This is a genomic window from Prochlorococcus sp. MIT 1327 (assembly GCF_047304785.1).
Lineage (GTDB): Bacteria > Cyanobacteriota > Cyanobacteriia > PCC-6307 > Cyanobiaceae > Prochlorococcus > Prochlorococcus marinus_D.
Map to the genome: position 1 here is coordinate 408,837 of NZ_CP138972.1, position 25,749 is coordinate 434,585.

General features: G+C 46.9%; 19 protein-coding genes and 3 pseudogenes. 10 read left to right on the forward strand and 12 right to left on the reverse strand.

What is annotated here, in order from left to right; translation table 11 throughout:
* Window positions 1-57: 57 nt before the first annotated feature.
* The 4 genes and pseudogenes from SIB80_RS01910 to SIB80_RS01925 all read right to left on the reverse strand — a co-directional run.
* Window positions 58-363: pseudogene (locus SIB80_RS01910) on the reverse strand (carbamoyl-phosphate synthase); the annotation flags it as partial.
* 268 nt (window positions 364-631) lie between these two features.
* Window positions 632-808, reverse strand: a complete 177-nt coding sequence (locus SIB80_RS01915) for a hypothetical protein (RefSeq protein ID WP_169189949.1) — start codon at window positions 806-808, stop codon at window positions 632-634.
* A gap of 76 nt (window positions 809-884) precedes the next feature.
* Entirely contained in the window at window positions 885-1,559 is a 675-nt protein-coding gene (locus tag SIB80_RS01920; protein WP_063420656.1) for a hypothetical protein, read from the reverse strand.
* 404 nt (window positions 1,560-1,963) lie between these two features.
* On the reverse strand, window positions 1,964-3,397 hold the full coding sequence (locus SIB80_RS01925; RefSeq protein WP_063420654.1) for a site-specific integrase: 1,434 nt from the start codon (window positions 3,395-3,397) through the stop codon (window positions 1,964-1,966).
* A gap of 468 nt (window positions 3,398-3,865) precedes the next feature.
* Between SIB80_RS01925 and SIB80_RS01930 the strand changes: the two are divergent.
* From SIB80_RS01930 to SIB80_RS01950, 5 genes and pseudogenes are all read left to right on the forward strand, one after another.
* A pseudogene (locus SIB80_RS01930) lies at window positions 3,866-4,132 on the forward strand (Nif11-like leader peptide family natural product precursor).
* A 473-nt stretch (window positions 4,133-4,605) separates the two neighbouring features.
* On the forward strand, window positions 4,606-6,195 hold the full coding sequence (locus tag SIB80_RS01935; RefSeq protein WP_063420653.1) for a TolC family protein: 1,590 nt from the start codon (window positions 4,606-4,608) through the stop codon (window positions 6,193-6,195).
* The gene (locus SIB80_RS01940) at window positions 6,192-7,592 is read left to right on the forward strand and encodes a hypothetical protein (protein ID WP_063420652.1); all 1,401 of its coding nucleotides are present in this window, start codon (window positions 6,192-6,194) and stop codon (window positions 7,590-7,592) included. The genes SIB80_RS01935 and SIB80_RS01940 overlap by 4 nt, the downstream gene beginning before the upstream one ends.
* Window positions 7,589-9,805, forward strand: coding sequence for an ATP-binding cassette domain-containing protein (locus SIB80_RS01945; RefSeq protein ID WP_063420651.1), 2,217 nt, complete (start codon window positions 7,589-7,591; stop codon window positions 9,803-9,805). The genes SIB80_RS01940 and SIB80_RS01945 overlap by 4 nt, the downstream gene beginning before the upstream one ends.
* Window positions 9,802-11,949, forward strand: coding sequence for an ATP-binding cassette domain-containing protein (locus SIB80_RS01950; RefSeq protein ID WP_063420650.1), 2,148 nt, complete (start codon window positions 9,802-9,804; stop codon window positions 11,947-11,949). Before SIB80_RS01945 ends, SIB80_RS01950 begins: the two co-directional genes overlap by 4 nt.
* Here SIB80_RS01950 and SIB80_RS01955 read toward each other — a convergent pair.
* Window positions 11,939-15,163, reverse strand: coding sequence for a type 2 lanthipeptide synthetase LanM family protein (locus SIB80_RS01955; RefSeq protein ID WP_063420649.1), 3,225 nt, complete (start codon window positions 15,161-15,163; stop codon window positions 11,939-11,941). The genes SIB80_RS01950 and SIB80_RS01955 overlap by 11 nt on opposite strands.
* Before the next feature lie 798 nt (window positions 15,164-15,961).
* Here SIB80_RS01955 and SIB80_RS01960 point away from each other — a divergent pair.
* From SIB80_RS01960 to SIB80_RS01975, 4 genes are all read left to right on the forward strand, one after another.
* The gene (locus SIB80_RS01960; RefSeq protein WP_063420648.1) at window positions 15,962-16,231 is read left to right on the forward strand and encodes a Nif11-like leader peptide family natural product precursor; all 270 of its coding nucleotides are present in this window, start codon (window positions 15,962-15,964) and stop codon (window positions 16,229-16,231) included.
* Between the two features lie 168 nt (window positions 16,232-16,399).
* The gene (locus tag SIB80_RS01965; RefSeq protein WP_063434996.1) at window positions 16,400-16,651 is read left to right on the forward strand and encodes a Nif11-like leader peptide family natural product precursor; all 252 of its coding nucleotides are present in this window, start codon (window positions 16,400-16,402) and stop codon (window positions 16,649-16,651) included.
* Window positions 16,652-17,642: 991 nt separating this feature from the next.
* Window positions 17,643-17,840, forward strand: a complete 198-nt coding sequence (locus tag SIB80_RS01970) for a CCRG-2 family RiPP (RefSeq protein WP_169189887.1) — start codon at window positions 17,643-17,645, stop codon at window positions 17,838-17,840.
* A 118-nt stretch (window positions 17,841-17,958) separates the two neighbouring features.
* Window positions 17,959-18,219 (forward strand): CCRG-2 family RiPP, encoded by a 261-nt coding sequence (locus SIB80_RS01975; RefSeq protein WP_063420646.1) that lies wholly within the window; start codon window positions 17,959-17,961, stop codon window positions 18,217-18,219.
* A 1,028-nt stretch (window positions 18,220-19,247) separates the two neighbouring features.
* On the opposite strand, the gene SIB80_RS01980 is transcribed toward SIB80_RS01975, so the two are convergent.
* The 6 genes and pseudogenes from SIB80_RS01980 to SIB80_RS02005 all read right to left on the reverse strand — a co-directional run bounded on the left by SIB80_RS01980 (window position 19,248) and on the right by SIB80_RS02005 (window position 22,565).
* Entirely contained in the window at window positions 19,248-19,637 is a 390-nt protein-coding gene (locus SIB80_RS01980) for a hypothetical protein (RefSeq protein WP_063420645.1), read from the reverse strand.
* Between the two features lie 176 nt (window positions 19,638-19,813).
* The gene (locus tag SIB80_RS01985; RefSeq protein ID WP_063420644.1) at window positions 19,814-20,020 is read right to left on the reverse strand and encodes a hypothetical protein; all 207 of its coding nucleotides are present in this window, start codon (window positions 20,018-20,020) and stop codon (window positions 19,814-19,816) included.
* Window positions 20,021-20,447: 427 nt separating this feature from the next.
* On the reverse strand, window positions 20,448-20,780 hold the full coding sequence (locus SIB80_RS01990; RefSeq protein ID WP_063420643.1) for a hypothetical protein: 333 nt from the start codon (window positions 20,778-20,780) through the stop codon (window positions 20,448-20,450).
* A gap of 365 nt (window positions 20,781-21,145) precedes the next feature.
* Window positions 21,146-21,550: pseudogene (locus SIB80_RS01995) on the reverse strand (recombinase family protein); the annotation flags it as partial.
* Window positions 21,551-21,728: 178 nt separating this feature from the next.
* The gene (locus SIB80_RS02000; protein ID WP_063420641.1) at window positions 21,729-22,046 is read right to left on the reverse strand and encodes a hypothetical protein; all 318 of its coding nucleotides are present in this window, start codon (window positions 22,044-22,046) and stop codon (window positions 21,729-21,731) included.
* Between the two features lie 390 nt (window positions 22,047-22,436).
* Window positions 22,437-22,565, reverse strand: coding sequence for a hypothetical protein (locus SIB80_RS02005; protein WP_370520956.1), 129 nt, complete (start codon window positions 22,563-22,565; stop codon window positions 22,437-22,439).
* Between the two features lie 101 nt (window positions 22,566-22,666).
* Between SIB80_RS02005 and SIB80_RS02010 the strand changes: the two genes are divergently transcribed.
* Window positions 22,667-22,846 (forward strand): hypothetical protein, encoded by a 180-nt coding sequence (locus SIB80_RS02010; protein WP_063420639.1) that lies wholly within the window; start codon window positions 22,667-22,669, stop codon window positions 22,844-22,846.
* 1,383 nt (window positions 22,847-24,229) lie between these two features.
* Here the strand turns inward: SIB80_RS02010 and SIB80_RS02015 are convergent.
* Window positions 24,230-25,711: a protein adenylyltransferase SelO gene (locus tag SIB80_RS02015; protein ID WP_063420636.1), complete on the reverse strand. Its 1,482-nt coding sequence runs from the start codon at window positions 25,709-25,711 to the stop codon at window positions 24,230-24,232.
* Window positions 25,712-25,749: the final 38 nt, after the last annotated feature.

Here is a 25,749-nt window from a genome sequence, read left to right on the forward strand (position 1 = left end):
ATAATGAGCCTCAACGCACTTCCAGCGTATCAACAACAACAAGAATACCGTTGCCTAGCTTGAGTAATTACCGCGGTCAGCGAAGTTGGCATTGGCTAAAGCATCAATGAACCAAACGCTGTTCTCACCAACGGCAATCGGTAGGAAGGCTCCAATGCCGGCTTGATTGGGAGTACCTGCTCCTTGTAGTGCACCTTGAAAACCCCAGTTGAACTGCACAGCGTCTTTAAGGTTGATCTCCATCACGCCCAGGTCTGCTGCACTGCCATCGTCTTGAGCAGCGACTGACTGGATGGGAGTGTTGGCTAAGGCAAGAGCAGCAACACCAGCAAGCGATAAGGAGAGACGAAGGGAATGCTGCACTGGGTTTGAACGCTTAAAAGGTCACTCATTATCTGGCATGTTTTTGCTTGCAGCGATTAGGTCGCATCAACTTCAGCAATTGGTTTGTCGTCAGTGGCTAAGCCAAGTGAGATCTTCATTCGTAACTCCTTCTGTTCCAGTAAGAGCTAGTGAAGGAAGTTGTATTAAAGATGGTGGTTCACTCGCTCGCTTTGCTCGCTCGTTCACCGCACGATCAGCAATAGGGAGCTAAGGAGCTGTTGTGTCTTGCGTAAATAGTGTGTGGTCCTTATGAGCAGAGCAACCTCTCAAGCCTGTTCATTAGATGAGTGTGGTGTTGGTAGAGGTGTTTGATTGTCTGTGTGTCTTTATCTTCTTGTGCTGTTAGCAACATCTTTTCGTAGATGCTGACTTTGCTAAGCATGGAGCGGCAAAGCTTTTCTTTAGCGGTAGTGAGTGTCGTCATGGTGTTGGTATGTCTATGTTGTCTTTCCTCTTAGAGTAGGGGGGTAGGTGTCTTTTTCTAGTGCTAGCAATGGTTTTCAGTCAAGAGCATCAAAGAAGCGTTTGATGATTAGCTCTTCTGGTGTGAGGTGCTCTCGAGGTTGATGAGCCATCAGCTGTAAGGGGGTAGGAGTTGGGGGATCTTCTGTGTCTTGAGTCTCTTCTCTAATGCCCTTTAGCCATTCATCGAGCATGTCATCTGTCATTTGAGGTTCTAAGGCTTCTGCTTGTTTTCGTTGTTGCTCTTGTTGCCAGATCTCAGTTGCGAGCTGCTCATCCCAAATCTGGTAAGAGATCATGATGCGGAAGATCTCCTCTTCTTTTTGACCTAGAGCTTCTGTGTCTTTGAAGTCATTGATGATCTGATCGATGAGATCGCCTGCTTCTCGCTGCAGCATGGCGTCGATAGTTGTTAGCTGTGCTTGATCGCCAAGCTGCTGCATCATCAAACCCCGTTGCTCGTAGAGCTGCTTGTCTTTTTCTTGGCCCAATGCTTCTGCTTTTTGGTAAGCAGCCTTGGCTGATGCTTTGAGCTTTGTGAGTTTGGATGGCTCGCCTTTGTGGGTTTGGCTCCATTGCTTAGCCAATGAATCTTGAGAGAGCTTGGGAGTGTCTTGCAGCTTGGTGATGGTTTCATCTTTGATGGCTTTAGCGAGCCAGATGATTGCAAGCCTGAGGATTTCTTTGTCTGTAAGTTCGAGTTGATCGGCCAAGCCGATTGCCTGATGCTTTTCTGCTTTAGGAAGACTGACCGAGAGAGGCCTAGAGCGCCCTGCATGACCCTTGTCTACTGTTGATGCTCTTGCGATCTAGAGGTGCTTTGCAGGGCCTTGAAACCGCTTCTAGAGACCTCGTGTAAGGCAATGCGAATGGCTTCCCTTTGATTGCATTGAAAAGAGTTAATAAGACCTTCTAGCATTTGATCTTCTTGCGCAGATAGCATCGTTGTCATGCGTGATGCACACTTTTGATTTGATTGAATGATGGGATGCTTTGAAGAATCAAATCGATGCTGCTTGATGGGAAAGAAGGCCTTGGACTTTGATGTTGTATTGAACTTATTTTGCTTGCTTTGACCCATGAGTTCGTGTTGGTGATACGTGTTTTATTGTTTGATCTAACCAATCCAATGGAGTTGATTTTCTGCAGCTTTAATTGTCTTTCTGCCTTTGCTAAGTAGATCTGTTGCTTCATCGGCTCGGTAGTGGAAATAATGGTCTTCTATGTATTTCATGCTGGTGTCGGTGTTAGCTGCAATCACAGGAACTGGTACACCGGCTTTAAGACGCATGCTGATGTGAGTGTGTCGAAAGCTGTACCAGGTGAGGTTCTTGCCGGAGTGGATGTTGATGCGTCTTTGGTTGTTGCTGTCATCATCTGCCCAATCGGCGAGTCGTGCCTCTACTAATGCCTCAGCGAAAGCGTCTTTCCAGATGCGTTCACTAAAGGCTTGCCCTGTCCGTTGATTGACAAAAAGCAAGTCGTCGGGCTTCTTGAATCTGGTGATATCTCTGAGGGTCTCAAGGTGACGAGCGATGGGAGCAGAGATGCGGTAATAGCGAGCTGTTTTGGTGTTCTCTGGCGGCACCTCAACAATGATCCATGTCTTCCTTTCTGCTTTGGGGATAGCGGTGTTCTCTGAGATGTGCTTCCACTTGATCTTGCGTAGGGAGCCAGGACGGATGCCGCTATCCATCGAGATGCGCATCGCGTAGTAGATGAGTTGCCGATGGATGAGCTGTGCTGCAGAGCGGGGCGAAAGGCCATCAACGCTGACGGTTGTGATGTACTTGCCGCTGGAATCTTTGAGTAGCTGACCTTGTTCATCGAAAGTGCGTTGCAAGCCTTTGCTCCACCAGAGCCGGCTGCTTTTTTCAAGCTCTAACCACTCTTTTTCTGAGAAGTCATCACGGCGGTGCTTTTGGTCTTTCGGCAGCTTGATGCGTGGGATCTCAGGAAGGCTCTCTCGCGTGACAAAACCATGGGCGACGCCGACTTCCTCAAAGGCGCGTTTAAGGGCAGACATCTCTTGGAGGATGGTGGTTTGCACTGGGATCTTTTTGCCGATTTGCATGGCTCGCTCTTTGCGCCATGTCTCGTAGTTCAAAAAGGCAGAACGCCGAAACTTGTGAATGGGCTTTTTGTCATCTCCGACGTAGTCCCTGAGCCAGCGCATCTGATTGGCAAGCAACCTGTAGCGAGCAGCTGTAATCCCTTGGAGTGGGATAGAGCTGATCTTCTTTTGTTCTTTGGCTAGGAACTGTTGAGCCATCTCAGCGAATGAGATCGAACGGATGGCTTCTCCCCGTTCTGCTTTGGCTTTGAGTTCCATGTAGAGAGCAAGACCAACCATCCAGGCATCGTCTTGTCCTGTGATGTCTGGTTTGGGATATTGACCCTTGGCATCTTTAAGAGCAAAGCGGTGCCTTGTTCCTGCTTCTTGGTCGTAGAAGTAGAGGAACCATCGACCACCCCGCTCTGCACGCCTGTAGACGTAGGCGTTGTTATCGGTTGGGATCTGTTTTTTATCGAGAACGCTTGAAGTCGTCAACAGTTAGTGGAGCGAGCTGGTAACGCTTTGGGTACGGCAGGACCGCCGCAAGAGGGATGTCAGGAGCGGCAGTGATCTGGTAACACCATGGTAACGATGATAGGTTATGAGCAGAAGCGCTGCAAATACTAGATTAAGGGTAATATGTGCGCATCAATGCCGATTACACCACCTAGACTGAGAATGGTTGTGCTGAAAGGCTTTTGAGGGGCTGTCAAATAGGCGCTTACGCAATGCTTACGCTGAATATGGACATAGGCCGATAGGCCATTTGTTGTCTACTAGTAATGGCTCAACGCACCTTGCTCGCCCTAACAGATCACGTCTCAAAGAAATAGCCGTGCGTTGTAGAAGGACTATGGGGACAATGAGGCCCGCTTCCTATCGTTAAATGGCGTGAAAGATTTGTGTGATTTTTCTCTCTGTCTCCTGCTGACTGCTAAATATAACACATAAACCTAAAATCAAATGTCAGAAGAACAACTCCAGGCATTCATTGCCAAGGTTCAAGCCGATACTTCACTACAGGAATAGCTCAAAGCAGAAGGAGCTGATATTGTAGCTATTGCTAAGGCTGCTGGGTTCGCAATTACAAAAGAAGATCTAAATACTTATCGCCAAAATCTGTCTGATGATGAGCTTGAAAATGTGGCTGGAGGCATCCAAAAAAACTACCAATGTAGCGTCACATTCTGGGCCTGCAAAACCAATTACAGTATTGACTGCTGTTCATGACTGCTAATCTTTAAGCCTACACACTCAAAGCACTTGCATTAGTAGGGGGCTTGTTATTTCTTTAACCACCTCACTATTCGCTTAAAACGCCATCCGATACCTGGCAACAAGTTGCCTCTGGGATGCTCAGATAAGCATGAATCTAATCTAAGCCAACCATCGTATTATTGACTTAATACCACAAAATTAACTGCTAACTTCTCGCCTATAACTCACATTTTTTGCCCTTAAGTAACCCTCCTGACTCGAACTAAATATCACCATTCCTCATTCCATTATCCCTGTCAGATTTTAGAGTAACTTGATGCCATTACTAAGGAATTTAATTGAGCCTTAGGACACAATCTACGGAGTTTCTGATAGCCTGCAGAGGCTGGCCAATGCAACACAGCGTGTCATGCTAATTCCAGAATTAGCACAATAGTCTATAATATTACTCAAATTCCATTAAGCACCTAGTTCGTAATCTATAGATGTCAATTCTGCACTCCTTGCTCACTACAACAGCAGTTTTACAGCTGGCTGGATTTTGGATTGTGCCACAAAGCCTTGCGCAGACATCGAAATCAAATGAAATTTTAGCTAGCAAAAATGCCAATTATGATTCAACGCATTTAGCCAATGAATTGAATAGGCTGCAGAATATTGTGAAGCAAAACAGTGTGCCCATTAGCCTTGACAAAGCTATTGTTATTGGGATTACTAATAATCCAGAACTGCTTCAAGCATTTGGCTCGATTCAGCAATACGAATGGTCTTTGATTGCTGCACAAAGACGCTGGTATCCTCAATTACAATTATCCAATGGATCTCCATTCATTGGTTACAGCTGGGGAACTTACATTAACAATCAATATGGCATGCGTGGAAACAGAGATTCATCAACAACTCTAAGCTCTAACTCACTCTATTCAACAAAGAAGAACCAATCATTTCTACTCCAGCCTGGAGCGATAGTGAGCTGGAACTTCATTGATCCAACGCGAAAGCCTGATATCAACGCAGTATCTGAATCACTCAAGCAACAAAAATTACTTTTTAATGTAAGCACCCGTAGCCTCATCCTCAACCTTCAGCAGAGCTACTACGGCATTCAAAGTGGCCAACAGCTCATTAACAGCTTTAAACAGATTTATGAGATTAATAAACAACAACTCAAGATGCTAGAAGCTCAAAAAAATATCGGGATGGCGACTGTGCTTGATGTTGAGCAAACTAAGTCTCAGCTTTTTACTCAGCTCAGCCAACTAGTTAGCTATACCCAGGAATACATCAAGCAAACTGCTTTATTAGCAGAATACCTAGCACTACCACCAGGACAACTCGCCATCCCTAGTGATCCAGCCGCTCTGGCAGGGAGTTGGAGTGAAACCCTTCAAGAAACCCTCAAAAATGCACTCCAGCAACGTGAAGAGATTCTTGCCAGTCTTGCTGCCGCTGAATCAGCTCAATGGAGAGGTATAGCCTCTATACGCAGCTACTTGCCGGTTTTTCAACTTATGGGGACTGGATCACTTAACTTCAGCAATGGTTACCCATACGTCCCTGTCGATGATGATCCTGGGAGTGCTTACCATTGGACTCGCACGTGGACAGCTACTGTCGGGATAGGCTTCTCATGGTCTTTGTTTGATGGCGGCATTAATGCAGCCAATGCTCAATCTTTTTATGCGCAGAGCCGTCAACAAAAAGCCCAAGCAGCCCAAACGGAACTAACTGTTGTTCGTCAAGTACGAAACAGCTTTGCTGAAATGCAAACATCACGCGTCGCCATTGCCAGTGCCCAAAGGGCTTACGAAAGTGCAAAGCTCGCGCAAGAGGTCGCTCGAGTGCGCTGGGCTGCTGGGGTAGGTGACATCACCAGCGTTGTACAGACGATTCAACAGCTATCTATAGCTGCACAACAATCCTCGCAAGCGATACTTAGCTACAATAATGCTGTTGCTGAACTCTATCGCTACTCAGCAACATGGCCTGGTAGTACAGAGAAGGATGTACAGATGCGTTTAAGAATGATGCGTAATCCATCGAGTAATCCTAAAAACTCCTCTCTAATGCCTTGACTAATCCCTTTAACAAACGCGCTTTGGAAAAGCGCCATCAAGTTTGTGATCGCAACCCACCAATTAAATTATTGACGCCACCTTTAAAGGCTACTTTGGGGATGGGTCTGCTGATTGCCATTGGCGGAGCTATGTGGGCCACCTTTGCACGTATACCCTTGAGTGTAGAAGGCACAGGTGTGCTACTTCCAGTTAGTACAATTAATAGCAGCATCAGCGGTACCAACGGCAATGTTGTTTGGATGTTTAATCAACCAAAGCAGCAATGGCATCTATCAGCCAGGCGTTTCCAAAATCGGCCTGATCAGTTCAATAATCGCCAAATGACTGAGCTGGCGAAAAAGATCCTTATTGCCATCGATAAAATATCAGAAAAGATATCAATCGCTCAGAATTCATCTGCTGAAAATTTTACAGATAAACTTAATCAAAGCTTTCATGGAGAGAAAATCCCAGCAGGCAAGCTAATGCTTTGGATTCAATCATCTGTTCAGCATGAGCAGCTCCATAGTCAACTTGACCAACTCAAGAGAACACTCCGCGATACCCTGGCTCAACAGAACAATATCAATTCTAAACAATCAATCCTTCGTCAAGAACTTGCTAGACGTTCCTCTTACCTTGCCCAGATGCAAAGCCTTGAAAGCAAGGGATATGTGACACGTGCAACGATTCTACAGGAACAAGCTCAGGTTGATAATCTTCGCACTCAGATTTACAGCAACAAAAATGAGTTAATTCAACTTGCCAATCAACTGGATCAGTCTTATCAGAAATTGGGCAATACCCTTTCTAATCTTATTAATCAGGAAATGATCTTTGCCTCGCATGATGTTTATTTGACCCAAGTCATCCCAAACAATGGTGAAAGTGTCAGCAAGGGCCAAGTTGTACTGCAATTGAGTGATGATTCGCTCAAAGGTCCCAGACTCGTGCCAGTGTTTCTCGGCTCCAAGGAAATGGCCCAGGTGTTCCCAGGCATGGATGCTCTAGCTACTCCAGAGGGTTATAAACGCTCGGAGGTTGGTGGCATCCGTGGGCGCGTGGTGTCGATGGCCCAAGTGCCAAGCGGGCTTGAAGATGTTAGTGCCCGAGTAGGCCTGAAATCGCTGGCCCAAGTGATCACAAATCGCGAGCCGTCTCCAACCCTTGCAGTCGTGGCGCTTGAGCGCACTGGAAAGACCTCCCCTTTCAATAGCGGTGGTTACCGCTGGAGTTCAAAGGGGGATCTGCCATTCCCTCCGACCCCCGGTGATCGCCTTTCTGTGCAGATCACCACCCGGCACGTTGCTCCTATCGAAATGGTGCTTCCTAGTGTCCGCTATTTCTTTGGAATGAGTCCGCCAGATAGCCCGAATCAGCTAACTAGCGACAACAAACAAAAAATCAACGAATGAAGAAACTGCAGCGGAAGCGTGTCAAGGCTCAAGCACGGCTGCAATACGAAGCAGCTGAATGTGGCGCCGCTTCGCTTGCCACGATTCTCGCTTACTTTGGCCGTATTGTTGAACTGAGCGAGCTGCGTTTGGCCTGCGGCGTCAACCGTGATGGTTCTAATGCCAAGCAAGTACTTAAGGCTGCTCGTGATTACGGTCTCACAGCAAATGCCTATCGCAGCTCAGGAGAAACTCTCAGTAGTGAAGGCCGCTTCCCATGCATCGTCTTTTGGGGCTTCAATCACTTTCTAGTGGTTGAAGGGTTTGACGATAACCACGCCTACCTCAGTGATCCTGCTCAGGGTCGGCTGCGGGTGGAGATGGAGGAATTCCTTGATAACTTCACTGGCATCGTGCTCGAGTTCGAACCCGGGCCTGAGTTCCGCACTGGCGGCAGTGAGCGATCGCCACTGTTGAGTCTGCCCGCCAAGCTTCGTCCATACATCAGATCTTTGCTTCAGCTGCTTTGCGTAGCTAGCGCCCAAGCGGTGTTCGGCCTTTTGGTTGCTGGCTTCACTTCGGGCTTCATCGACAACTTTCTACAGAATCAGCGACTCTATTTCGGCATTCCAATTCTTTGGTTGCTGCTGCTCACCGTTCTTGGCTGGTTGGCGGTGCTCAGTATTTACTACTTGATCCTACGAAGGATGGAGCTGTTGCTCTCCAAAAGACTGACTGCCGATTTATTCCGCAAGCTTTTTCAAGTGACCTTCGGGTTTTATCAGACCCGTTTTCAGGGTGAAATTGCTAGTCGCATGCTACTGGGCATGCAAACCACGCAGGTCGTGATTAGCAACTTGCTGCGTTTTCTTTTGAGCCTCTGGACCAGTGTTCTGATGTTGACCGTGGCTTTGTTTATCTCAATCTGGCTAGCGCTTTTGGTGCTGGTCGTGATGGGCGCCAATCTTCTTCTTAACTGGTGGTTAACTGAGCAGCGCTACGACGCCAACCGTAAACTCGCCCTGGAGCAGGGCAAGGCTCAGGGTAAGGGACTGCAAGGGATTAACAACATCGAAACAATCAAGGCTTCTGGCCTGGAATTTGACTTCCTGAGCCAATGGCAAGGCAGCTTTGGCAACGTGGTGATTCAGAACCAGCTGCTTGGTTCACAGATGGCTATGGCCACAGTCTCTGCTAGCGGCAGTACCTTTCTGCTCAATGCTTTGATTATCACTGTCGGAGGGTTGCTGATTATCGCTGGCAAGATGTCACTTGGCACCTTAGTGGCGTTTCAATTTTTGCAAGGTCAGCTCACTGCTCCGATCTCTTCCCTTCCACAACTGAATGCCAGTATTCAGAGGCTAATTGGCGATCTTGCACGTCTCCAAGATCTTGACAAAAGTGAAGATGACCCGTTGGTACGCAGTTTCGCGATGAGTGAAACCACTGCCTTAGGGATTGAAGACGAAACATCTAACGAGGCTAAACGCCTCGAGGGGATGATCGAGTTACAACAAATTAGCTATAGCTTTGATGTCAATTCCCCTCCTTTCATTGATCAACTTGATCTAACGATCCCAGCGGGTTCTCAGTTAGCAATTGTGGGCGGTAGTGGTTGTGGAAAAACCACTCTCATTCGTTTGCTGGCTGGCCTTTATCAGCCCAGTGGTGGCACTCTTTTATTTGATGGAAAACCCTGGCAGGAGCATGGCGATCGAGTAATGCGTAACAGCTTGGCCTATGTGCCGCAGCAGGTGTTTGTTTTTAACGCCTCCGTGCATGACAACATCACCCTTTGGAACCCTGTCTATGGGCTGGAAGATCTCGAGACTGCAGCTAACGATGCCCAGGTGTTGGATACGATCAGAGCACATCCAAAAGCGTTCCAGCGCGTACTTCGTGACAACGGAAGCGATCTCAGTGGGGGAGAAAGGCAGCGATTGGAACTTTGTCGGGCACTGCTGCGAAAGCCGAAGATTCTCTTGTTGGATGAAGCGACCAGCGCCCTTGATAACGCCACCCAGACTCGAGTGCTCGATGCTCTCAAAGCTCGCCGTTTGACGACGGTGAGCGTGGCCCACCGCCTTGATGCAGCTCTACGTAGTGATCAGGTCATGGTGATGCAAGACGGCAAAGTCATTGAAATCGGTTCTCCCAAGGATCTTTTGACTAGACAAAGCGCTTTTCAGGCCTTGGTGCAATCCGAACAGCAGAAGAGTGAAGTGAGCGCATGACGACTAATCCAGGCCGTGAGGCCTTGCTGCAAGCAAGAGCACTTGAGGAGGAGCTGCTGTTCAGCGATACCCCCGAGAATGAAGGGCAAATCGAGCTTCGTCTACTTGGCTTTTGTATGGCGAAGCTCGGAAGACGTCAAAAACGTTTGGAGCCACTTTCTGGCGCCTCCATCGAAAAGCTTCTGAATTTCAATGATATTCATCACCGCAAGATTGAGTTGCCACGTGACCCGAACCAAGCGGAATATCCATTACTGGTTGTCTTTGAGGCTGAACACAACACTCCCTTCGCTCTTTATAGACATAGAGGTCAAAACTGGCTTTATGACCCGCAGGATGAGAGTCATCAGCTGTGTGATTCGAACCTGAAACTCGCTGCAACTGCTTATGAGGTTTACCCCTCTTTACCGGAAACCGTTTTAGGTCCGCTGGCTGTGTTGCGTTTCGCTTTTGCTACCGAACTCGGAGCTCTAACAGCCCTGGTGATCACCTCTGCGGTGGTGATGTTGTTTACTCTTTCGATTCCGATGCTCACCAATCTGCTGGTGAACAGAATTCTTCCTCAAAGTGATCAGAAGTTGCTTTTTCAGGGCGTGACGGTTGTCGTTTTGATTGTGATTGGCTCAATGGCCACTGAGTTTCTGCAGAGCCTGATGCTATTGCGCTTGGAGAGCATTGCTGATTTGCGTCTGCAATCTGCAGTTTGGGATCGGCTGATGCGCTTGCCGATGAGCTTCATCAGCAAATACACCACAGGCGACCTCGCCTCTAGAGTGACTTCGATCAGTCAGTTGCGTCAACTGATTGGCAATGGTGTGCTATCCACCCTGCTTTCCAGCCTCTTTGCCATCAGCTTTTTTGTGCTGATGTTCGTCTACGACAACCAGCTGGCGCTATGGGCCAGCGCCTTTACTCTTGTTGCCATCATCTGCCTGCTTTGGATCACTTGGCGCTCGATCCAATTGCAATGGCCATTACTAGAAAGTGGCGCAGAGATCACAAATTTTTCCCTGCAAGCTGTTATGGGCATGCCCCAGATCCGCAGCGCTGGCAGTGAGCCTTACCTATTGGTTCGCTGGCTAAGAGAGATCAATCACTATGCATCCTTGCAATTACGCAGCAACGTCTATAGCGATGCGATGGAGCAATACGGAACCTTGGTCACCCCCTTGGCCAGTCTTTTCATGTTCGCCGTGGTGACCTCTCAGGTTTTGAATGGCCCCAGCGAAATTAATTTGAATCAAACAATGGTGGCATTTATTTCTTTTAATGCTGCGTTTTCTGGCTTCAACGGCGCACTAACCGGTGCGGTGAATCTTCTGGCTAACGTGGCTGGACGTGCAGCTGTTCTTTGGCGGCGGGCTGAACCAGTGTTGTATGCAGATATTGAAAAGGGGTATCAACCTGAGGCGATCTATCACAGCTTGCGGGGCGAATTTCGACTGCAGGGTATTTCCTACGAGTTTCCAGAAAGTAGTGAGCAATTATTCAACAGCCTCACTCTCACGATTCCAGCTGGTCAACACACGGCAATTACTGGTGCAAGTGGCTGCGGAAAAACAACATTGGTCCGCATGCTGCTTGGCTTCGTTAGCCCCCAGGCCGGAGAACTTTTGGTAGATGGCATCCCGCTGACGCAATTAGCAATCCGGGCCTACCGTCGTCAGCTCGGGGTGGTAATGCAGACAGCAAGACTCAATTCCGGATCCATCTATGACGTCATCTGCGGCGGAGTGGGGCGCAGCGAAGATAAAGTTTGGCAAGCACTTGAACAAGCTGCTTTAGCTGATGAAGTGCGGGCGATGCCAATGCAATTGGAAACATTGTTAAGCGATTCCGGTGGCAATCTCTCTGGGGGGCAAGTTCAACGCATTGCGATTGCTCGCGCCCTGATCACCCAACCAAAGGTTCTGATCATGGATGAAGCGACCAGTGCGTTAGACAATCGCTCCCAGGAGCTGATCACACAAACGATCAAGGAGCTGGGCATGACCAGGATCAGCATTGCCCACCGTTTGAGCACGATCCAGCAGGCTGACCAGATCGTGGTGCTGGACAGAAATCAACCGCAACAAGTTATGTCAGGCACGTGGGATGAGCTTAAAGGCCATGGCTATCTGGCCAGTATGTTGGCTAGTCATTGAGCACAGGCCAGAGCCCAGCGCTGATCATTTTAGAGACGACCGCTCGTGATTGATCATCCTCGAGCAGCGCTAATCCCATCCCGCTTAAGCCTGTGAAGAAACCGGGAAGAACAAGTGATCCTTCTTGTGTGCCGAAGCAACGCAGATTGACCTGTTCAGCTGAGCAGCGATGTAAAGCTTCCAGGCGGTACTGAGAAGCAATGTCTTGGCAATGAGATCTGAGCTGGTCGTCAATCGGCCAAGGGCCTGCAGAAAGCATCTCTAGCAAGACCATCAAACCCAGTGATCCGCAGCAAAGATAATCCGTCCTAACAGCATTCACATCTGCTGTGGTTTGCAAGCCAACCTCTATCTCCTTGGCGCATTGTTCATCCCAAAGAGTCGTACCCCACAGACAGGCTCGGCCAAGGGCAATACCCGGGGCCCCATGACACCAACTCACCATGAAGCTTGGTTCATCAGAATCTGAGTCTCTACCAATGTGGCGGTAATCAGGCCAATTGCCCGCGTCTTTATTGAAGCGAGCCCGCTCATAAGCCAGTGCAGCTGCGGCAGCTGTGCGGTAGCGCTCATCACCGGAGAAAGCATGTAGCTGAGCAAGAGCTGCCGCATAACCCGCAACACCATGGGAGAAGCCCAAAAGTGCTGGCTTGCTTGACGATGAGCTCCAGGCACCTTCTTCATTTTGCTGCGTGATGAGCTGGTCACCAGCACGCAAAGCCAACTGCATCGCTGATTCCGTTCCCAGCTGCAACAGCGGTCCAATCAAGCCTGCGCAACCACCAATCACATCCAGTTGCTGATCAGCCTCGATGAAACGCGGTAGAGCTGCCGAGAGCAGACTATTGGTTATCACCTGCTCGCCTTGTAGAGCAAGAGCCAACAGGGTGCCACCACAGCCACTTAACCCCAGTGGCTGATCACGCCACCAGCGCCGACGACCATCGTCGATGCGTTGATCAACAAGTGCAACCAGTGGTTCCAGGATTGCAGCCTGAATGGCTTCGGCATCCATCACTGAAACCTGCAGTGCTTGCAAGCGCTGCAGCAAGTTAGCAATACCGATAGATCCACCATAAAGCGATAGACCAACAGGTCCAAAGGCAAAGCTCTCGCCATCAGCCCCCAGGTCCATACCCAGCCACTCCACCTGCCCCTGCGAGCCGCGAATCGCCAATTCCAAAAGGCGATGGGCGATACGCGTTGCTGCCTCCAGACTCGTCTCAGCCGATGTCGACATCAGCGCCTCAGATGTCGCAGGGGATTCAATGGTTGGTGAACTCTCGAGAGACGTGCGCAGCTGACGTGCTTCGACGGCACCACGAATCAGGCGAAGTTGAAAAGCAATCTCATCGGCATCCAGATTTCGCAATCGCTCATAAGCGGCCGCTAAACCGCTGGTTTGGATAAAGCCGGGTAATTCTTGCTCCAATCCGTCGAGTTGCAGGGCATCAGCATCAATTAGATGAGTGAAGAAAGGAATATCCAATTGCTGCATCTGCTTGACTTCTGCTGCAAAAATTTGCCAGTGATGAGGCTTTGATTCGGCGAGCAGAAAACTACGTGCTAGCTGTTCGAGTTTGAGCGCTTGCGCAAGCGAAGAACGCAAAGCAGCTGGCTCTAACTGCTGATGTTGAATGGTGAAATACACACGCGTGGCTCGCAACACAATCCGGCGTGGCAGTCCTGCAAAGTGAGCCAATACTCCATCGACATCTAGCCAGCGATTGCGGAGCTTGATGATCGCCTCACTTTGAATTGAGAACCCTTCACAGAAGTCTTCCAGAAACCGATCAAATGGATTAACACCTGTGATTCCCACTGGCAAACTTGTTGGGATTTCAACAGGCTGGCTAACACGACCAGGCATCATCCCGTCGCTGTTGAACCCAAGCCAGCCGGGAGCAATTCTGTCGGGTTTATTCGGCGGCGACATGCCAAGAGCGCTGATGTCAAATGCCTGTTTGGATTCTCCAAGAAACATCCATTGCGGTAGTAGACCGGAACGCAAAACAGAACCCTGAAACTGTTTTCGCAGAGTGGAAGGCTCGGGTTGAGCTGTCGTTGAGGAAGCGTCGCTGATGTGATCAGGAAGATCAGCTTCCAACAATGTTTCGGTATCGATCAGAAGTAACTGATCACCGCAGGCAATCAAATTCTCGTGATGGCAGTCAGTACAACCTAGTAGATGCAGTAAGGCGGTTAGTCGACCGGCATTAAAATAGAAATTGGTTAGTTCTTGGTCATTAGCGCAAACGTGATGAACTACATACTCCATATAGCCATAGCCGTCGCCGTTGTGGATGGCAAGAGTGCGCAACGGTGGTAGATCACTGTGGGTATTTAGATCAGCCAAGGTGGCCTGATAAGCCGCATCTATAGCCATGTCTTTGGGCTTGTACACCACATGCATGGAGGAGTGATCAGTGGAATTGGGATCAGCAAATCCCAAAACTGCGACTGCACGGCCACCGCGGTGGGGATCACTCAAGCCCTGCTTGATGGTTTTGAGATGGTGCTTGCAGGGAATCGCAAAGCGTTGCTGAAGGACTGTGCGATCGGCACAGATGCGTTGCAGCATCTCCACACTGCCTTGAAACCAAAGCGAAAGAACGGTTCCAATCAGGCGCCCAAGTACAGGAAATTCTTTGAGCAATGCTGCTAAGCCATTGCGACGATGGGATTGGATGAATCGCTCGTAGTGTTCACGTATCGGTGGCCCTGATCCATCTCCAGTCGCACCCAGGTGCGCAAGCAGCATCGTGCCTGGTGTGCGTTCCGTATTGAAGGCTTCCCATAACACTTGATCACCAAGAGAACAGAGTCGATCAAGCAAACTGTCAGCTAGCTGATCAAAAATTTCATCAGTAAGGCCAGCGCTATCTGAAGCAAAGACTTCTCTGAGTTTCGCTGCTGAATGGCAACGAACTGGCCACCACAGGTCAATAAAAGGGTGCTTGAAATTATTATCAACGGGCAACAGGGGCAAGTCCCAGGCATTTTTCAAAGCCTCAAGCGAATCTTGCAGAGATTCCTGAGCAGAAGGTGCATCTTCATGCAGGAAAACATGTTCTTTGTTTAGCACCGCATAAAAGTCATCCTCCGTGATGGCATCCCATTGCAGGCGCCGTTCGAATTTGTGTGGCTCATCAGGAGCAACAGCTTCCAACCAAAGGGTTTTCCAGCTTGACTGAACTGTGCTGTGACTGCTCATCAATAAACACTAACGCCGGCTGAGCAGGTCCCAACTGGCCTGATTGTAAGTAATAGAGAGGAAGGTCCAATCCCGTTTAGAATATAATGCCTACTTGACCCTCCATCCCAATTCGGGGGGTTCTTTTTTATGTTCTTAGAATCAATAAATGCTTTAGCGATCCAGCCCCTGAGTGGTGTGAGAGGGTATTGCGGGGACATTTAGAGACGCTTGATCAAAAGGAGCAATTCTGCCTACTGACGCCTTGTCTCTGCATGCTTAGACCTAGATCAGGAGTCCGAGGACGTCGAAACCCAGAAAACCTGTCCTGGACTTGAGGGCATCCAACGCGGGTGCCCTTCTTCATGTCAGTTATTGCCAACTAATTACCACAGATTGAGGTTTTGATCTCCATCTCTGATTCCATTGGCTTTTCTAAATCTCACCGCAACTTGATGCCACTCGTCTGGAATTTGATTAAGCCTTACATCCCAAGCCCAAGGCAATCGTTGTTGACCTGGTGAGATCCTCTTTTTCTTGCTTCTAGTTCTTGCACTGCTCACGAGCCGATTAAGCATTCGACTACCCCAATGGCATTTAGGAGAAGCTTTGCTGTGATGGCGATACCGCTCGCAAAAGCGCTCATAGCACCTGGCACAACCATTCAGTGTTGCCGAGAGCTTTATAAAAGGTAGGCGGCCATTCACTGATGCCGTCTGCCCTCAATCTGTTGTAGTGGAAGTATCATACAATTCAATTGATGCTTGCACTCATCAGCCTTAGATTGGGCTATACATAAAGTATAGACAACTACATCTGATGTCAGAAGAACAACTCAAGGCATTCATCTCCAAAGTTCAAGCCGATACTTCACTACAAGAACAGTTAAAGGCAGAAGGTGCTGATGTTGTTGCTATTGCTAAGGCTGCTGGGTTCGTGATTACCACTGAAGACCTAAAAACTCATCGCCAAAATCTGTCTGATGATGAGCTGGAAGACGTGGCTGGGGGCAAGTTCTGCTCGATAAATATAAATCAATTAGAGCCGCCGGCCACCATGTATAAAGGCCCTGTTGACTGCACCCTATGAGTGATAATTCTAATTCGTTAATTCGGTACATGGCGCACCAAAGAGCCTAAACACTCAAACCCCTTGCATCTGGAAGTTTTTATTTCTTCAACGACTTCCCTATTCGCTTAAAACGGCATCCGATACCTGGCACCTTAAACTTATAAACAACACCCAATTTCTAATCCAATGTCAGAAGAACAACTGAAGGCATTCCTCGCCAAAGTTCAAGCCGATACTTCACTACAGGAACAGCTAAAGGCAGAAGGCGCTGACACTGTTGCTATTGCTAAGGCTGCTGGGTTCTCGATTAGCACAGAAGACCTAAAGCCTGCTCGCCAAACCCTTTCTGATGCTGAGCTTGAAGGCGTGGCTGGCGGCACAGACATGAGTCTTTTTACTGAAGTATGTGTCTGTGATCCGACTTGGGATTGTGACTAGGATGACTCTAATAGAAACTAGCCAATCCTTACGTTATTCAACCAGTCCAACATTTCCTGCTTCTGCTTTTTAAGTTCAGCTGACGAAGGCTTACCAGGTTTAGTTGGATTAGGTTTTGTATACGGAGCTTCCAATCGGTTAGCTCCATTTTTTTATGTGTCTGCTTAGGGATTTGTTTAATCGGTTTGTTAATCGTAAGTGGTTGTTGCGCTTGAAGTTGCGGTTGTTGTAGCTGTTCTATTTCAGATATTAGTAGTTGTTGAACTTTGAGTTGTCTTCTTGCGTTGGGTTGGGCTTGCTTGGGGCGTAATGATTGAGTAGGCATTTATTAATCAGTCCCGCTGTCCCGACTACTGTATCAGTGCCGATCCTGGGTCACATAAGTGCTGACTCAGGCAGCCGATTATCGACAGCCTAGACACTGAAAACCCTTGGATTAGCAGGGGCTTTTTATTTCTTCAACGACTTCGATATTCGCTTAAAACAATATCCGAGATCTGACCCGAGCTGAAAATATTTTTTCTGGTAATTTCTTCAAAGGATAGCTATACTATCTAGACATACATGCGGCTAGTGAAAACACCTAACATCCTCCTACTTCTAACATTCCTTGTATCACTACCTTCAATGGCTGAAGAAGAACAAAAGAAACCACAGAAGCAACCAGAACTAACACCAGTAATACGGGCTATGTTCTCAAGTCCACGTAATAGAAACATTAGAGTTCATGATGCCTTTAATAGCTCGAGTCGGAACTGCGAAGCCATGTTACATGGCCTGCCATATCGTGCATGTACTGGGTACAAAGGTTTGTAGGCTGAAGTGGCAGTGCAAGAGCAAGGTGATCTAATTAGGTAATCTCCGGCAAATTCCTCTCAGGACCTGTGACCAACTTCACAACTGGCAATGATTCGGATCAATGACGTAGTAGAGGAATTGGTAGATGATGTGTTCATCCGAGGGATAGATCTCTCACAACCAATCCAAACCAATGACAAACAACGAACTTACAATTGAAGAGCTACAGTCCATCAACGGTGGTGGTGTATTTGCGAAGTTGGACGGCTTCAGTTCAAGAATTTCACGCTCAAATCAACGGAGAGTAGTTATCCATCCAGATCTTATTGTTGATCCTATTTATAAAGTTGGACTTGATGTAGTATCCGGTCCATTGCCGGATCCAATGTAGGTCCTGTAACTAGTAGAGCTTAATTGATCAGTTAATCTCAGGCAGTTTCCTCCAATATTCCAGTTTTGGCAAATACTCTCAAGGATAGCTATACTAACTATGAGAGTATTTACACTCAATGACTGACCCAAAAGAAAAGGAAGAAATCAACGAGGAACTATCTATTGACGAGTTGAAGAGTGTGAGTGGTGGCATTGTCATTCGTGGGAACGGAACGATGTTGAAAGGAAATAACTTGGCGGAAATCTGTGACGTTGGAACTTCTCTGAGAAACCCACAAGGTTCAGGTTCTGGGATGACACGACGTGATTACGACAAGAGTGTTGGGATTATTGACCCTGGTCATAAAGTTGGATTTGATATAAATATAGCTAGATAACGATAATGTCTAGGAAATAAAAACACTAATCCCTTCACTTCTCCCTAATCATGACTGACCCAAAAGAAAACGAAGAAATCAACGAGGAACTCTCAATGGATGAGTAAAGGATGTAGCTGGCGGGGGCATGGGTTTAGACAGACTCGGCACCCAGTTCAGAAGCAAAAGGGTTCAGAAGAATCCTGTAGAACCTGAAACGAAAGTTTCAACCGACCCTTGGGACAAGTGAAGAAGAAGGAACCTGACAGGTTCCTAGACGATGGACATTAAAAAAGGACACCTCATGGACAAAGAGGCGTCCTTTACTAATCAAGAACTATGACTCAGGGTATTAGTGGTGGGGTTAACTTACCCTCTGGAAATGATCCTAGAGTCATTCCTTCTCAAAATAATAGAAATAGATTGAACTTAGGTGGTGATAATGATTCATCTGATTTATTAAATTTTACCCTCTCGGGTAACTCCGTGTTCCCAACTGGTTCAGGTTCAAACGACAAAAGAACAGAAGCAAGCCAAAGTCTCCATCTCATACCAGCAACAAGAAGTTGGTAAGGTACTAAAGATGGAAAGTGAACTCATGAAGCACTATGGATACAACAGAAGTCAACTGCACAAGACCCTAATTAGAGAAAGATATAGTCAGGTACACATGCTATGAAGATGGTTAAATTATCTTCCGTTCACTATGAGATGTTAGTTGAACTATCAAAGAAGAACAGAATGAAACCAGATGATTATATAGAGGTGCTATTACAAGAAAAGTATAATAATAAAAAATGAACTTTATAACCTACAGAGGTAGCCAAATTCGAGGTCTATAACTTGTTAAAGAAAAAAATTCTCCAAGAAATTTTAGTCGCTCTTGAGTAAATAAAGAACTTCCAAATCCTGCATTGATTCTGGGACCTTGCGTCTTAGAATCAATGCATTATATTGGTCTAACCAATATCCTTGTGCTGCTTTCACTGGTGCAGTCAAGAGAGGTAAAGTAATTAGAAAAACAATAGGCGCTTTCATATAAAAATCAATCAGTCAACCTGATCTGTTGGTTGCTGTTGCACGGGAATATTTGCTGATGCACGACCTGTGCGGAATCTCCATTTTTGATAATCACTAATTATCCCTGTTGCGGACTCAAAGATCACACCTGCTGCAAGCAGAAATACAGCGAACTGCAAAATTGGATCTAACCTCCACCCTTGAAAGAATAAGATTAACCCCGCCAGTGGAAGCATCAGCATTCTTCCCAGTGATTGAAAAACAAGAAAAATGCTTTTCCCTATAACTGCAGGAGAAGTGTCTGCTCTTCGTTGCAGGACAAAAAATAACTGGAACAAACCTAAAACTCCTGCAGGTATACCCCAAAGGAAAATTAGGATTCCAACAATGCTGCTCCAATTAAGTGACGCATTAACCATTGAATTTTTTACGCTTGATTGTTTTTAGCATTCTTTCTGTAACTGGAACCTTTTCTAAAATAAAGATTTACTCTCATCTGCTTTCTTTTGCCTTATGCCCTATGGGTTCAACTCAAGTGCGGGATAAAATATTTAAGTTTGCTATTAAAAACGTCGAAAAAATTCTCCAAGAAATTTTAGTCGCTTTTAAGTAAATAAAGAACTTCCAAATCCTGCATTGATTCTGCAACCTTACGTCTTAGAAATGTTAAAGCATCGCCATCCATGCTTGATTCGGCAATCATTGCTTCTGACTGTTGGATGGCATGCTCTAGATTCTTTATTTTTAATTGCAGAACCTCTTCATTCTTGCTGCATTGATCCAGCGTGTAGGCATCAATCATAGGTCAGTATGTTGGATTTAATGAATAATCAATCGTTCAAGTATCAAGGAAATAACGACTCCCTTAAAGAACATAAACCAAAGCAATCCATAGTCGCTGAGTCCAAGTATTTTTTGGTACCAAGCAATGAACTTCTTGTGCTTCACGATGAAACCCATTTTTGTTGTTACTACTGCTGCTCATTCTTGCATCAAAGGGGAGGTATTGTTTACTCTTCTTCTGGATGGCAACCATTTATAAAGGAACGAGTGCATAGATGCCTTAATTTTAAACCGGACTATAAGACTAAATCCACAAGCGCTTTGCCTACCAGAAACACAAACACACCTTCTGCAAAAAGCAACCAGGCAATCGTGGAGTTGTTCAGACCCAACTTCCTATAACGATCCAACGTTGAGTCATGCACTTGTCGGATACGAGCAAGCATTTACTGTGTTCCTATAACTTTGACTTGATTTCTATTCTCACTTAATTGCATCCACTTCTTTAGGTCCTCCTCGACATAAGTCTCTAACCTTTTTGCATACACAGCATCTGCGTCTAAATCTTCAATCATTTCATAACCAAAAAATTCCAATAATTCTTCTTGACTCTTAAAGCATCGATCACTCCATTCGTAATTTTTATTACCCTTAGCATACTCATATTCATAACATTCATAGAAATAAGAAGTCTCATAATTTGCCACTAAAGCAAACTCCTTTTTCTCTTTTTCAGTCAGTTTGTCGTAGACACCCCAACCAATGATCAATACTGGCATTACTTCTTGAGTTGAGAGCGAAGAACTAACTGACGCTTGAGCTTCACGTTCTCATCTTTTAGTTCTTGCATTTCCTTTTGGTACTCGTCGATTAAGTGCAGCGTCCACTTCCAGTCCCTCTCAGTGCAGTGCTTTCTCGCAGCATCCCAGTCCATAGTTAAAACTCCGGATTCATTGTTCTCTTTGTCATTTTCCTGCTCCCTCTCTTAGACGATAGAAAGTTTCCTCGCACCTCACAACAACACCCTTGTACTCAGGTGGGAACGATTGCATCCATTTAGGTATTTCCATAGTTACTGGCAAAACTCCCTTGATATGGAAGACCACTTCTTTCTTCTGTTCGTCCAAGAAATGTGGTGGAAGGTTCAAACCGCTACTACCTCTTGCTCCACGATGATCCTTCTAATGGTTGATAGAGCAAGACCTGTTTGCTCTCTGATGGACCTGTAAGAGCACCCTTCCTTTCTTAGGCGTAGGACAAGACCTTCTGTGATGCGACTGGTCTTGGGTCTACCTCCCAAGTTCCCGCCAGTGTCTTTGCGGTGTTGGATGCTTTCAATCGTTCTCTCTCTGGTCAGTGAGCGCTCTACTTCTGCAAGACCAGAAAGCAGACCAATGAGCACAGGAGCAAACTTGCCTAAACCTCTAGTGTAGATCAGTCCATCAAGAGTTCTGATATGGATGCCTTGCTGCTGCAGGTCATGGATGTGATTGAATACCTCGACTTGAGTTCTGCCGCACCTATCTATCTTCGAGGTCACAAACTCATCGGCACATCTCCATTACTCTGGAATACTGATTGTGGATATAGGCAGCATTAGATCTTGAACCGATAATCAGAGTTAAGCAGTGATAAAGAAGCATGAGAAAGGGCGCCAAAGTCGATCAGCGCCCATGACAAAAAAACTGCTTGAGGAGTATAGCGCCTCTAGCTTAATTGATGACTAATTAATCTTCTGCGTTTTCAAATTGCTTTGCCAATTTAAATGCCTTTCTGATAATCAAATATGCGCCGTATAATCCAGCGATTAAGGGAAGAACAATGAATGGATTAGGACTGTAGTTGGAATAATCCTTTACGCCATCGACGTATTCAATTCCTGAACATTTTAGATAGAAGAGACTCATGAAAATGATTGCCCATCCAAGGATTGAAAGAATTCCTCCTTTTTTATCCCCCTCATAAAACCTATCTAAACCCCACCCCCAACCAATACCGAGTAAGACACCTCTTGTGATTGCATTTTTTTCTTGCTTGCGAAGCATTGTTCAATTAATGGTTAATGTTCGCACCAAACATAACTGATTCTTTCTGATAGTGTGTAAATATGTAAAAATACCCTCTAGGCCCAGGGCTCAAAAGGCCCGTTTGGGTGGTATGGAAAAGGCCTGAGATTAAGCCGAAGTTGCTTGCATGAAGGACCATGCTGCACTTGCTTAACAAGCACCATTGCACTGCGGGATTCCTTCGAGCACTTGAGATCAGAACAGTCACTTCCAATCACTTGACCCAAGCAGCCTGTTTGAGTTAGTACAGGAGTACTGGATGCGAAGGGCTAGATGGCACGGTTCTCAGGCAGGCAACTATCACCCATCCCTTCTTCTGACCCAGAGGAGTGGCAGTGCATGGATGAGGGCACTCTCAAATCCTCGCGATCAGGAGCAGTGTGCATGACCTGTAATCACTTCCGCTATGCGGTCGGAAAGCAGTGCCAGACCTTGTTGACCTGTCCCATTCATCAACGCTTGATTCCTCAAGGAGAGCACCTCAACAGCAAATGCCATCAATGGATCATCAGAAGGGAGCTGGAGGTTGGATGGGCTCCTGAAGTTGCATAGCAAGAGGGTTCGGTAGAAGATCAGATGCATTCAATAAAGCAACAACCATGTCTCTGGTACCTCGCTGGGAAGTCATGACCGATGAGGCAAAGGCAATCACCAAGCGGATTGCTGTTTCTGCCTTGCTAGTGCTGCTTGCCCTTTGGCTTGTCAGAGCATTGATTCCATGGGTGATCGTCGCGATCTGCGGTTACTGGGCATATCGGTGGTTGGCGAAGAGCACTTAAGAAGGTTGGGATGAGATGAGTTGGTTAGTTGTCGTCGATATAGGGATCACGGCATCCAGTCATTACCCAAGGCAGCTTTAAGTCGCTTTCTGCCTGTTGAGAGCGCTTCTTTTGCCCGCTTGGCTTCATGGCTCTGGTGGCCTCGACTCTGCACAACTAATTCACCCTAAAACATCACGTTTCATTCAAATAGCTTTGCATGGAACAGTGGCTACGGGGTAAAAACGTCATTCTCCATAGGTATCCAGTTTCCCGGATTGGTTTTATTTTTTGAATCTCCCTGCAAGGTGTGACCAGCTTCACAAGAACGTGTGATTGGGGATATCACATCGGTTGTTGATTTAGAAGATGGTGTGTTTGTCAGAGGGACATTTCCCTCACAACAACCTAAAGCTAATGACTAATGAAGATCTGAGTCTTGACCAAGAACTTACTCAAGAAGAATTATCGATGCTGAATGGAAGTCGAGCTTATCGACTTCATGCCAACTTTCCTGGGGCAATTATTCTGGCGTACAAAGATTGGCTTGCTCAGAAGGGAGCAACCGGGAACGGAGGCTACTATCTAGATGGAGTATGGATTATGGCTTAAAGTCAGCACTTACTCTCGGAATTTCAGGAAGCCAAGCCGCCAGGCTAAACAAAATCGGCACTACATAGCCTAATCATTCCTTATCATCACCCCAAACTAATGAATTTAATTAACACAATCAAGCTCAATTCTCAATCTCAGATTGTCGAGGAAGAGTTAACACCTGCCTTGCTAAAAGTTGTGCATGGTGGATCTGGAAGGCTTGCTAAAGCAAGGGTCCTTGATTCCGAATGGCTTTTAAGCACTGGAAGTCCTGGTCCCTTTTTTCCTGGCCCAAATGAAGACGAGCTGAATTTAAATATCGATCAATTAACGCATAGGGCAATGCATCAGATGTCACAGTCGCAAACAGTACTTCGGATAAAGAATTACTTTTAGCGCCTCTCATAGTACTTCTAGTCAATTCAATTCATGCCCTGCCGGTTTGGGCAGGGCTTTCCCTGAGCCATTGGCATGTTGCCAGGTATTGATTTTTGACTCTTGCATACGTAGACGTTGATTGGATATGATGGCTGGGTTGGGGGTCCTTAGAATAATTACGAGAATTGTCGCTCTATTCTCTATATGTGAATTGTTTCCTTGCAATGCTCGGATCGCATCATTCAATCATGTGATGTTAATACACATCTTCCAATGGAGTTGCTTCTAATCGCATCTCATCAGTTTCATTAGCTGATCACATCTTCTTGGCCAGCTTTTTTCTTAAGTCATGGCTTTAGCAAGTGTTGCTACATCAACCAATGATGACGTTGCTCTATGTCTTGAATCAGATCACCCCATCTGAAACTGTGATTACTCCACACTGATGGTTTTCAACCAAGTCTGCAAAGGCTGCCAATCATCATATTGATCGATTGCGTGCCAAAACTCCTCAATCACAGATCGAATTGGTGTTTTGACAAGATTCCAGCGCTGCAATCGCGCATTGATGGCTTGTGTCTCAGCCGGCTCAGCAGAGACAGCTTCCCGTTGCTGAGTCCACCAACGATCTCTCCAATCCATCCAGACTTTCCTTGCAGGTTCAGCACCATCTAAGACCACTGGCAACAAAGCTTCTGGCTCTTCCGGTAACCCCTTGGTCGAAATTTGAGCAGCAAGGCCTGCAAAGAAGGCGCCATAACCAACAGGCCAAGCGGCGAGGAGTGCAAGAGTTTTACGCACGGCATCATCACCACCATTATCATTGTCATTGCGACCAGAACTACTCGGAAGACCGAGACGACGCTGCATGCAAGCTCTATAATGAGATTGGTAAATTGGAGCAAATGTCTCTAATGACTGTTCCATTGGCTGCCGTGGCAGCAGCATTGCCAATGGTTCTTGCAGCAGGCGCAAGTTGTTATGGCATATCCCAGGTTGTCGGCCATAGGCATAGAGGCCTGTTTGATCAAAATAAGCAGCAGTAAATCCAGGCTCCCATTGATCCAAAAAGGCGAATGGACCGTAATCGAAACTTTCTCCCAGCAGAGACATGTTGTCGGTATTGAGAACGCCATGGGTAAAGCCTGCTGCCATCCACTCCGCCGTTAACCTGGCCACCCGTTCAACGAGTTCTGCGTAGAAAGCCAGCAACTGAGCTTCGATCGCGCCAGCAGCATTGCCTTCTTGAACAGGATAGGCAGCTGCAATCTGTGGATAATAGGCATCAACCACATGACGCAACAAACGCTCTAGGTTCTGAGCATCCCGCAAATGCAGCAGCCGCTCACAAGTGCCAAAGCGTAGATGCGTGCGTGCCATACGCATCATCACCGAACTGCGAGTCGGAGAAGGCTCATCACTACGCCAAAGCTTCTCACCGGTTTCCACTAGGCAAAGAGTTCGGCTCGTGGTGACGCCTAAACGGTGCAGCGCCTCACTGGCGATGATCTCCCGCACCCCCCCTTTGAGGGTCAGCCGACCATCCCCTCCACGGCTCCAGGGAGTTGTACCAGATCCCTTAGTGCCAAGATCCTGAAGCTGTCCAAATCGATCACGCAGTTGACCATAAAGGAAGCCTCGACCATCCCCAAGCAATGGATTGTATGTACCGAATTGATAGCCGTGATATCGCAGAGCTAATAACGGAGTACGAGCCTCAAAACAACCATAAGCCTGCTCTAGATGATGATCCTCTACGGCGTCAGGCTCAATCCCAAGCTGCCTAAGCAAGGCATCATTACGGAAACGCAATTCAGTGCGCGGAAATCGTGCAGCATCGACCACATCCCAATACTCAGAGCCCAGACTTTCAATCTGCGGCTCAAAGTTCAATGCGAGTAGCAAGTTAGTCAATCCAACACAAAGCTGTCGTTACAGCTTGTTCTCGAATT

What these genes read in the sequence shown, in the direction of transcription:
- SIB80_RS01915 (WP_169189949.1), bottom strand. Translation starts at nt 808, where the DNA reads ATGACGACACTCACTACCGCTAAAGAAAAGCTTTGCCGCTCCATGCTT.
- SIB80_RS01935 (WP_063420653.1), top strand. Translation starts at nt 4,606, where the DNA reads ATGTCAATTCTGCACTCCTTGCTCACTACAACAGCAGTTTTACAGCTG.
- SIB80_RS01945 (WP_063420651.1), top strand. Translation starts at nt 7,589, where the DNA reads ATGAAGAAACTGCAGCGGAAGCGTGTCAAGGCTCAAGCACGGCTGCAA.
- SIB80_RS01950 (WP_063420650.1), top strand. Translation starts at nt 9,802, where the DNA reads ATGACGACTAATCCAGGCCGTGAGGCCTTGCTGCAAGCAAGAGCACTT.
- SIB80_RS01955 (WP_063420649.1), bottom strand. Translation starts at nt 15,163, where the DNA reads ATGAGCAGTCACAGCACAGTTCAGTCAAGCTGGAAAACCCTTTGGTTG.
- SIB80_RS01960 (WP_063420648.1), top strand. Translation starts at nt 15,962, where the DNA reads ATGTCAGAAGAACAACTCAAGGCATTCATCTCCAAAGTTCAAGCCGAT.
- SIB80_RS01965 (WP_063434996.1), top strand. Translation starts at nt 16,400, where the DNA reads ATGTCAGAAGAACAACTGAAGGCATTCCTCGCCAAAGTTCAAGCCGAT.
- SIB80_RS01970 (WP_169189887.1), top strand. Translation starts at nt 17,643, where the DNA reads ATGACAAACAACGAACTTACAATTGAAGAGCTACAGTCCATCAACGGT.
- SIB80_RS01975 (WP_063420646.1), top strand. Translation starts at nt 17,959, where the DNA reads ATGACTGACCCAAAAGAAAAGGAAGAAATCAACGAGGAACTATCTATT.
- SIB80_RS01980 (WP_063420645.1), bottom strand. Translation starts at nt 19,637, where the DNA reads ATGGTTAATGCGTCACTTAATTGGAGCAGCATTGTTGGAATCCTAATT.
- SIB80_RS01985 (WP_063420644.1), bottom strand. Translation starts at nt 20,020, where the DNA reads ATGATTGATGCCTACACGCTGGATCAATGCAGCAAGAATGAAGAGGTT.
- SIB80_RS01990 (WP_063420643.1), bottom strand. Translation starts at nt 20,780, where the DNA reads ATGCCAGTATTGATCATTGGTTGGGGTGTCTACGACAAACTGACTGAA.
- SIB80_RS02000 (WP_063420641.1), bottom strand. Translation starts at nt 22,046, where the DNA reads ATGCTTCGCAAGCAAGAAAAAAATGCAATCACAAGAGGTGTCTTACTC.
- SIB80_RS02005 (WP_370520956.1), bottom strand. Translation starts at nt 22,565, where the DNA reads ATGGCATTTGCTGTTGAGGTGCTCTCCTTGAGGAATCAAGCGTTGATG.
- SIB80_RS02010 (WP_063420639.1), top strand. Translation starts at nt 22,667, where the DNA reads ATGTCTCTGGTACCTCGCTGGGAAGTCATGACCGATGAGGCAAAGGCA.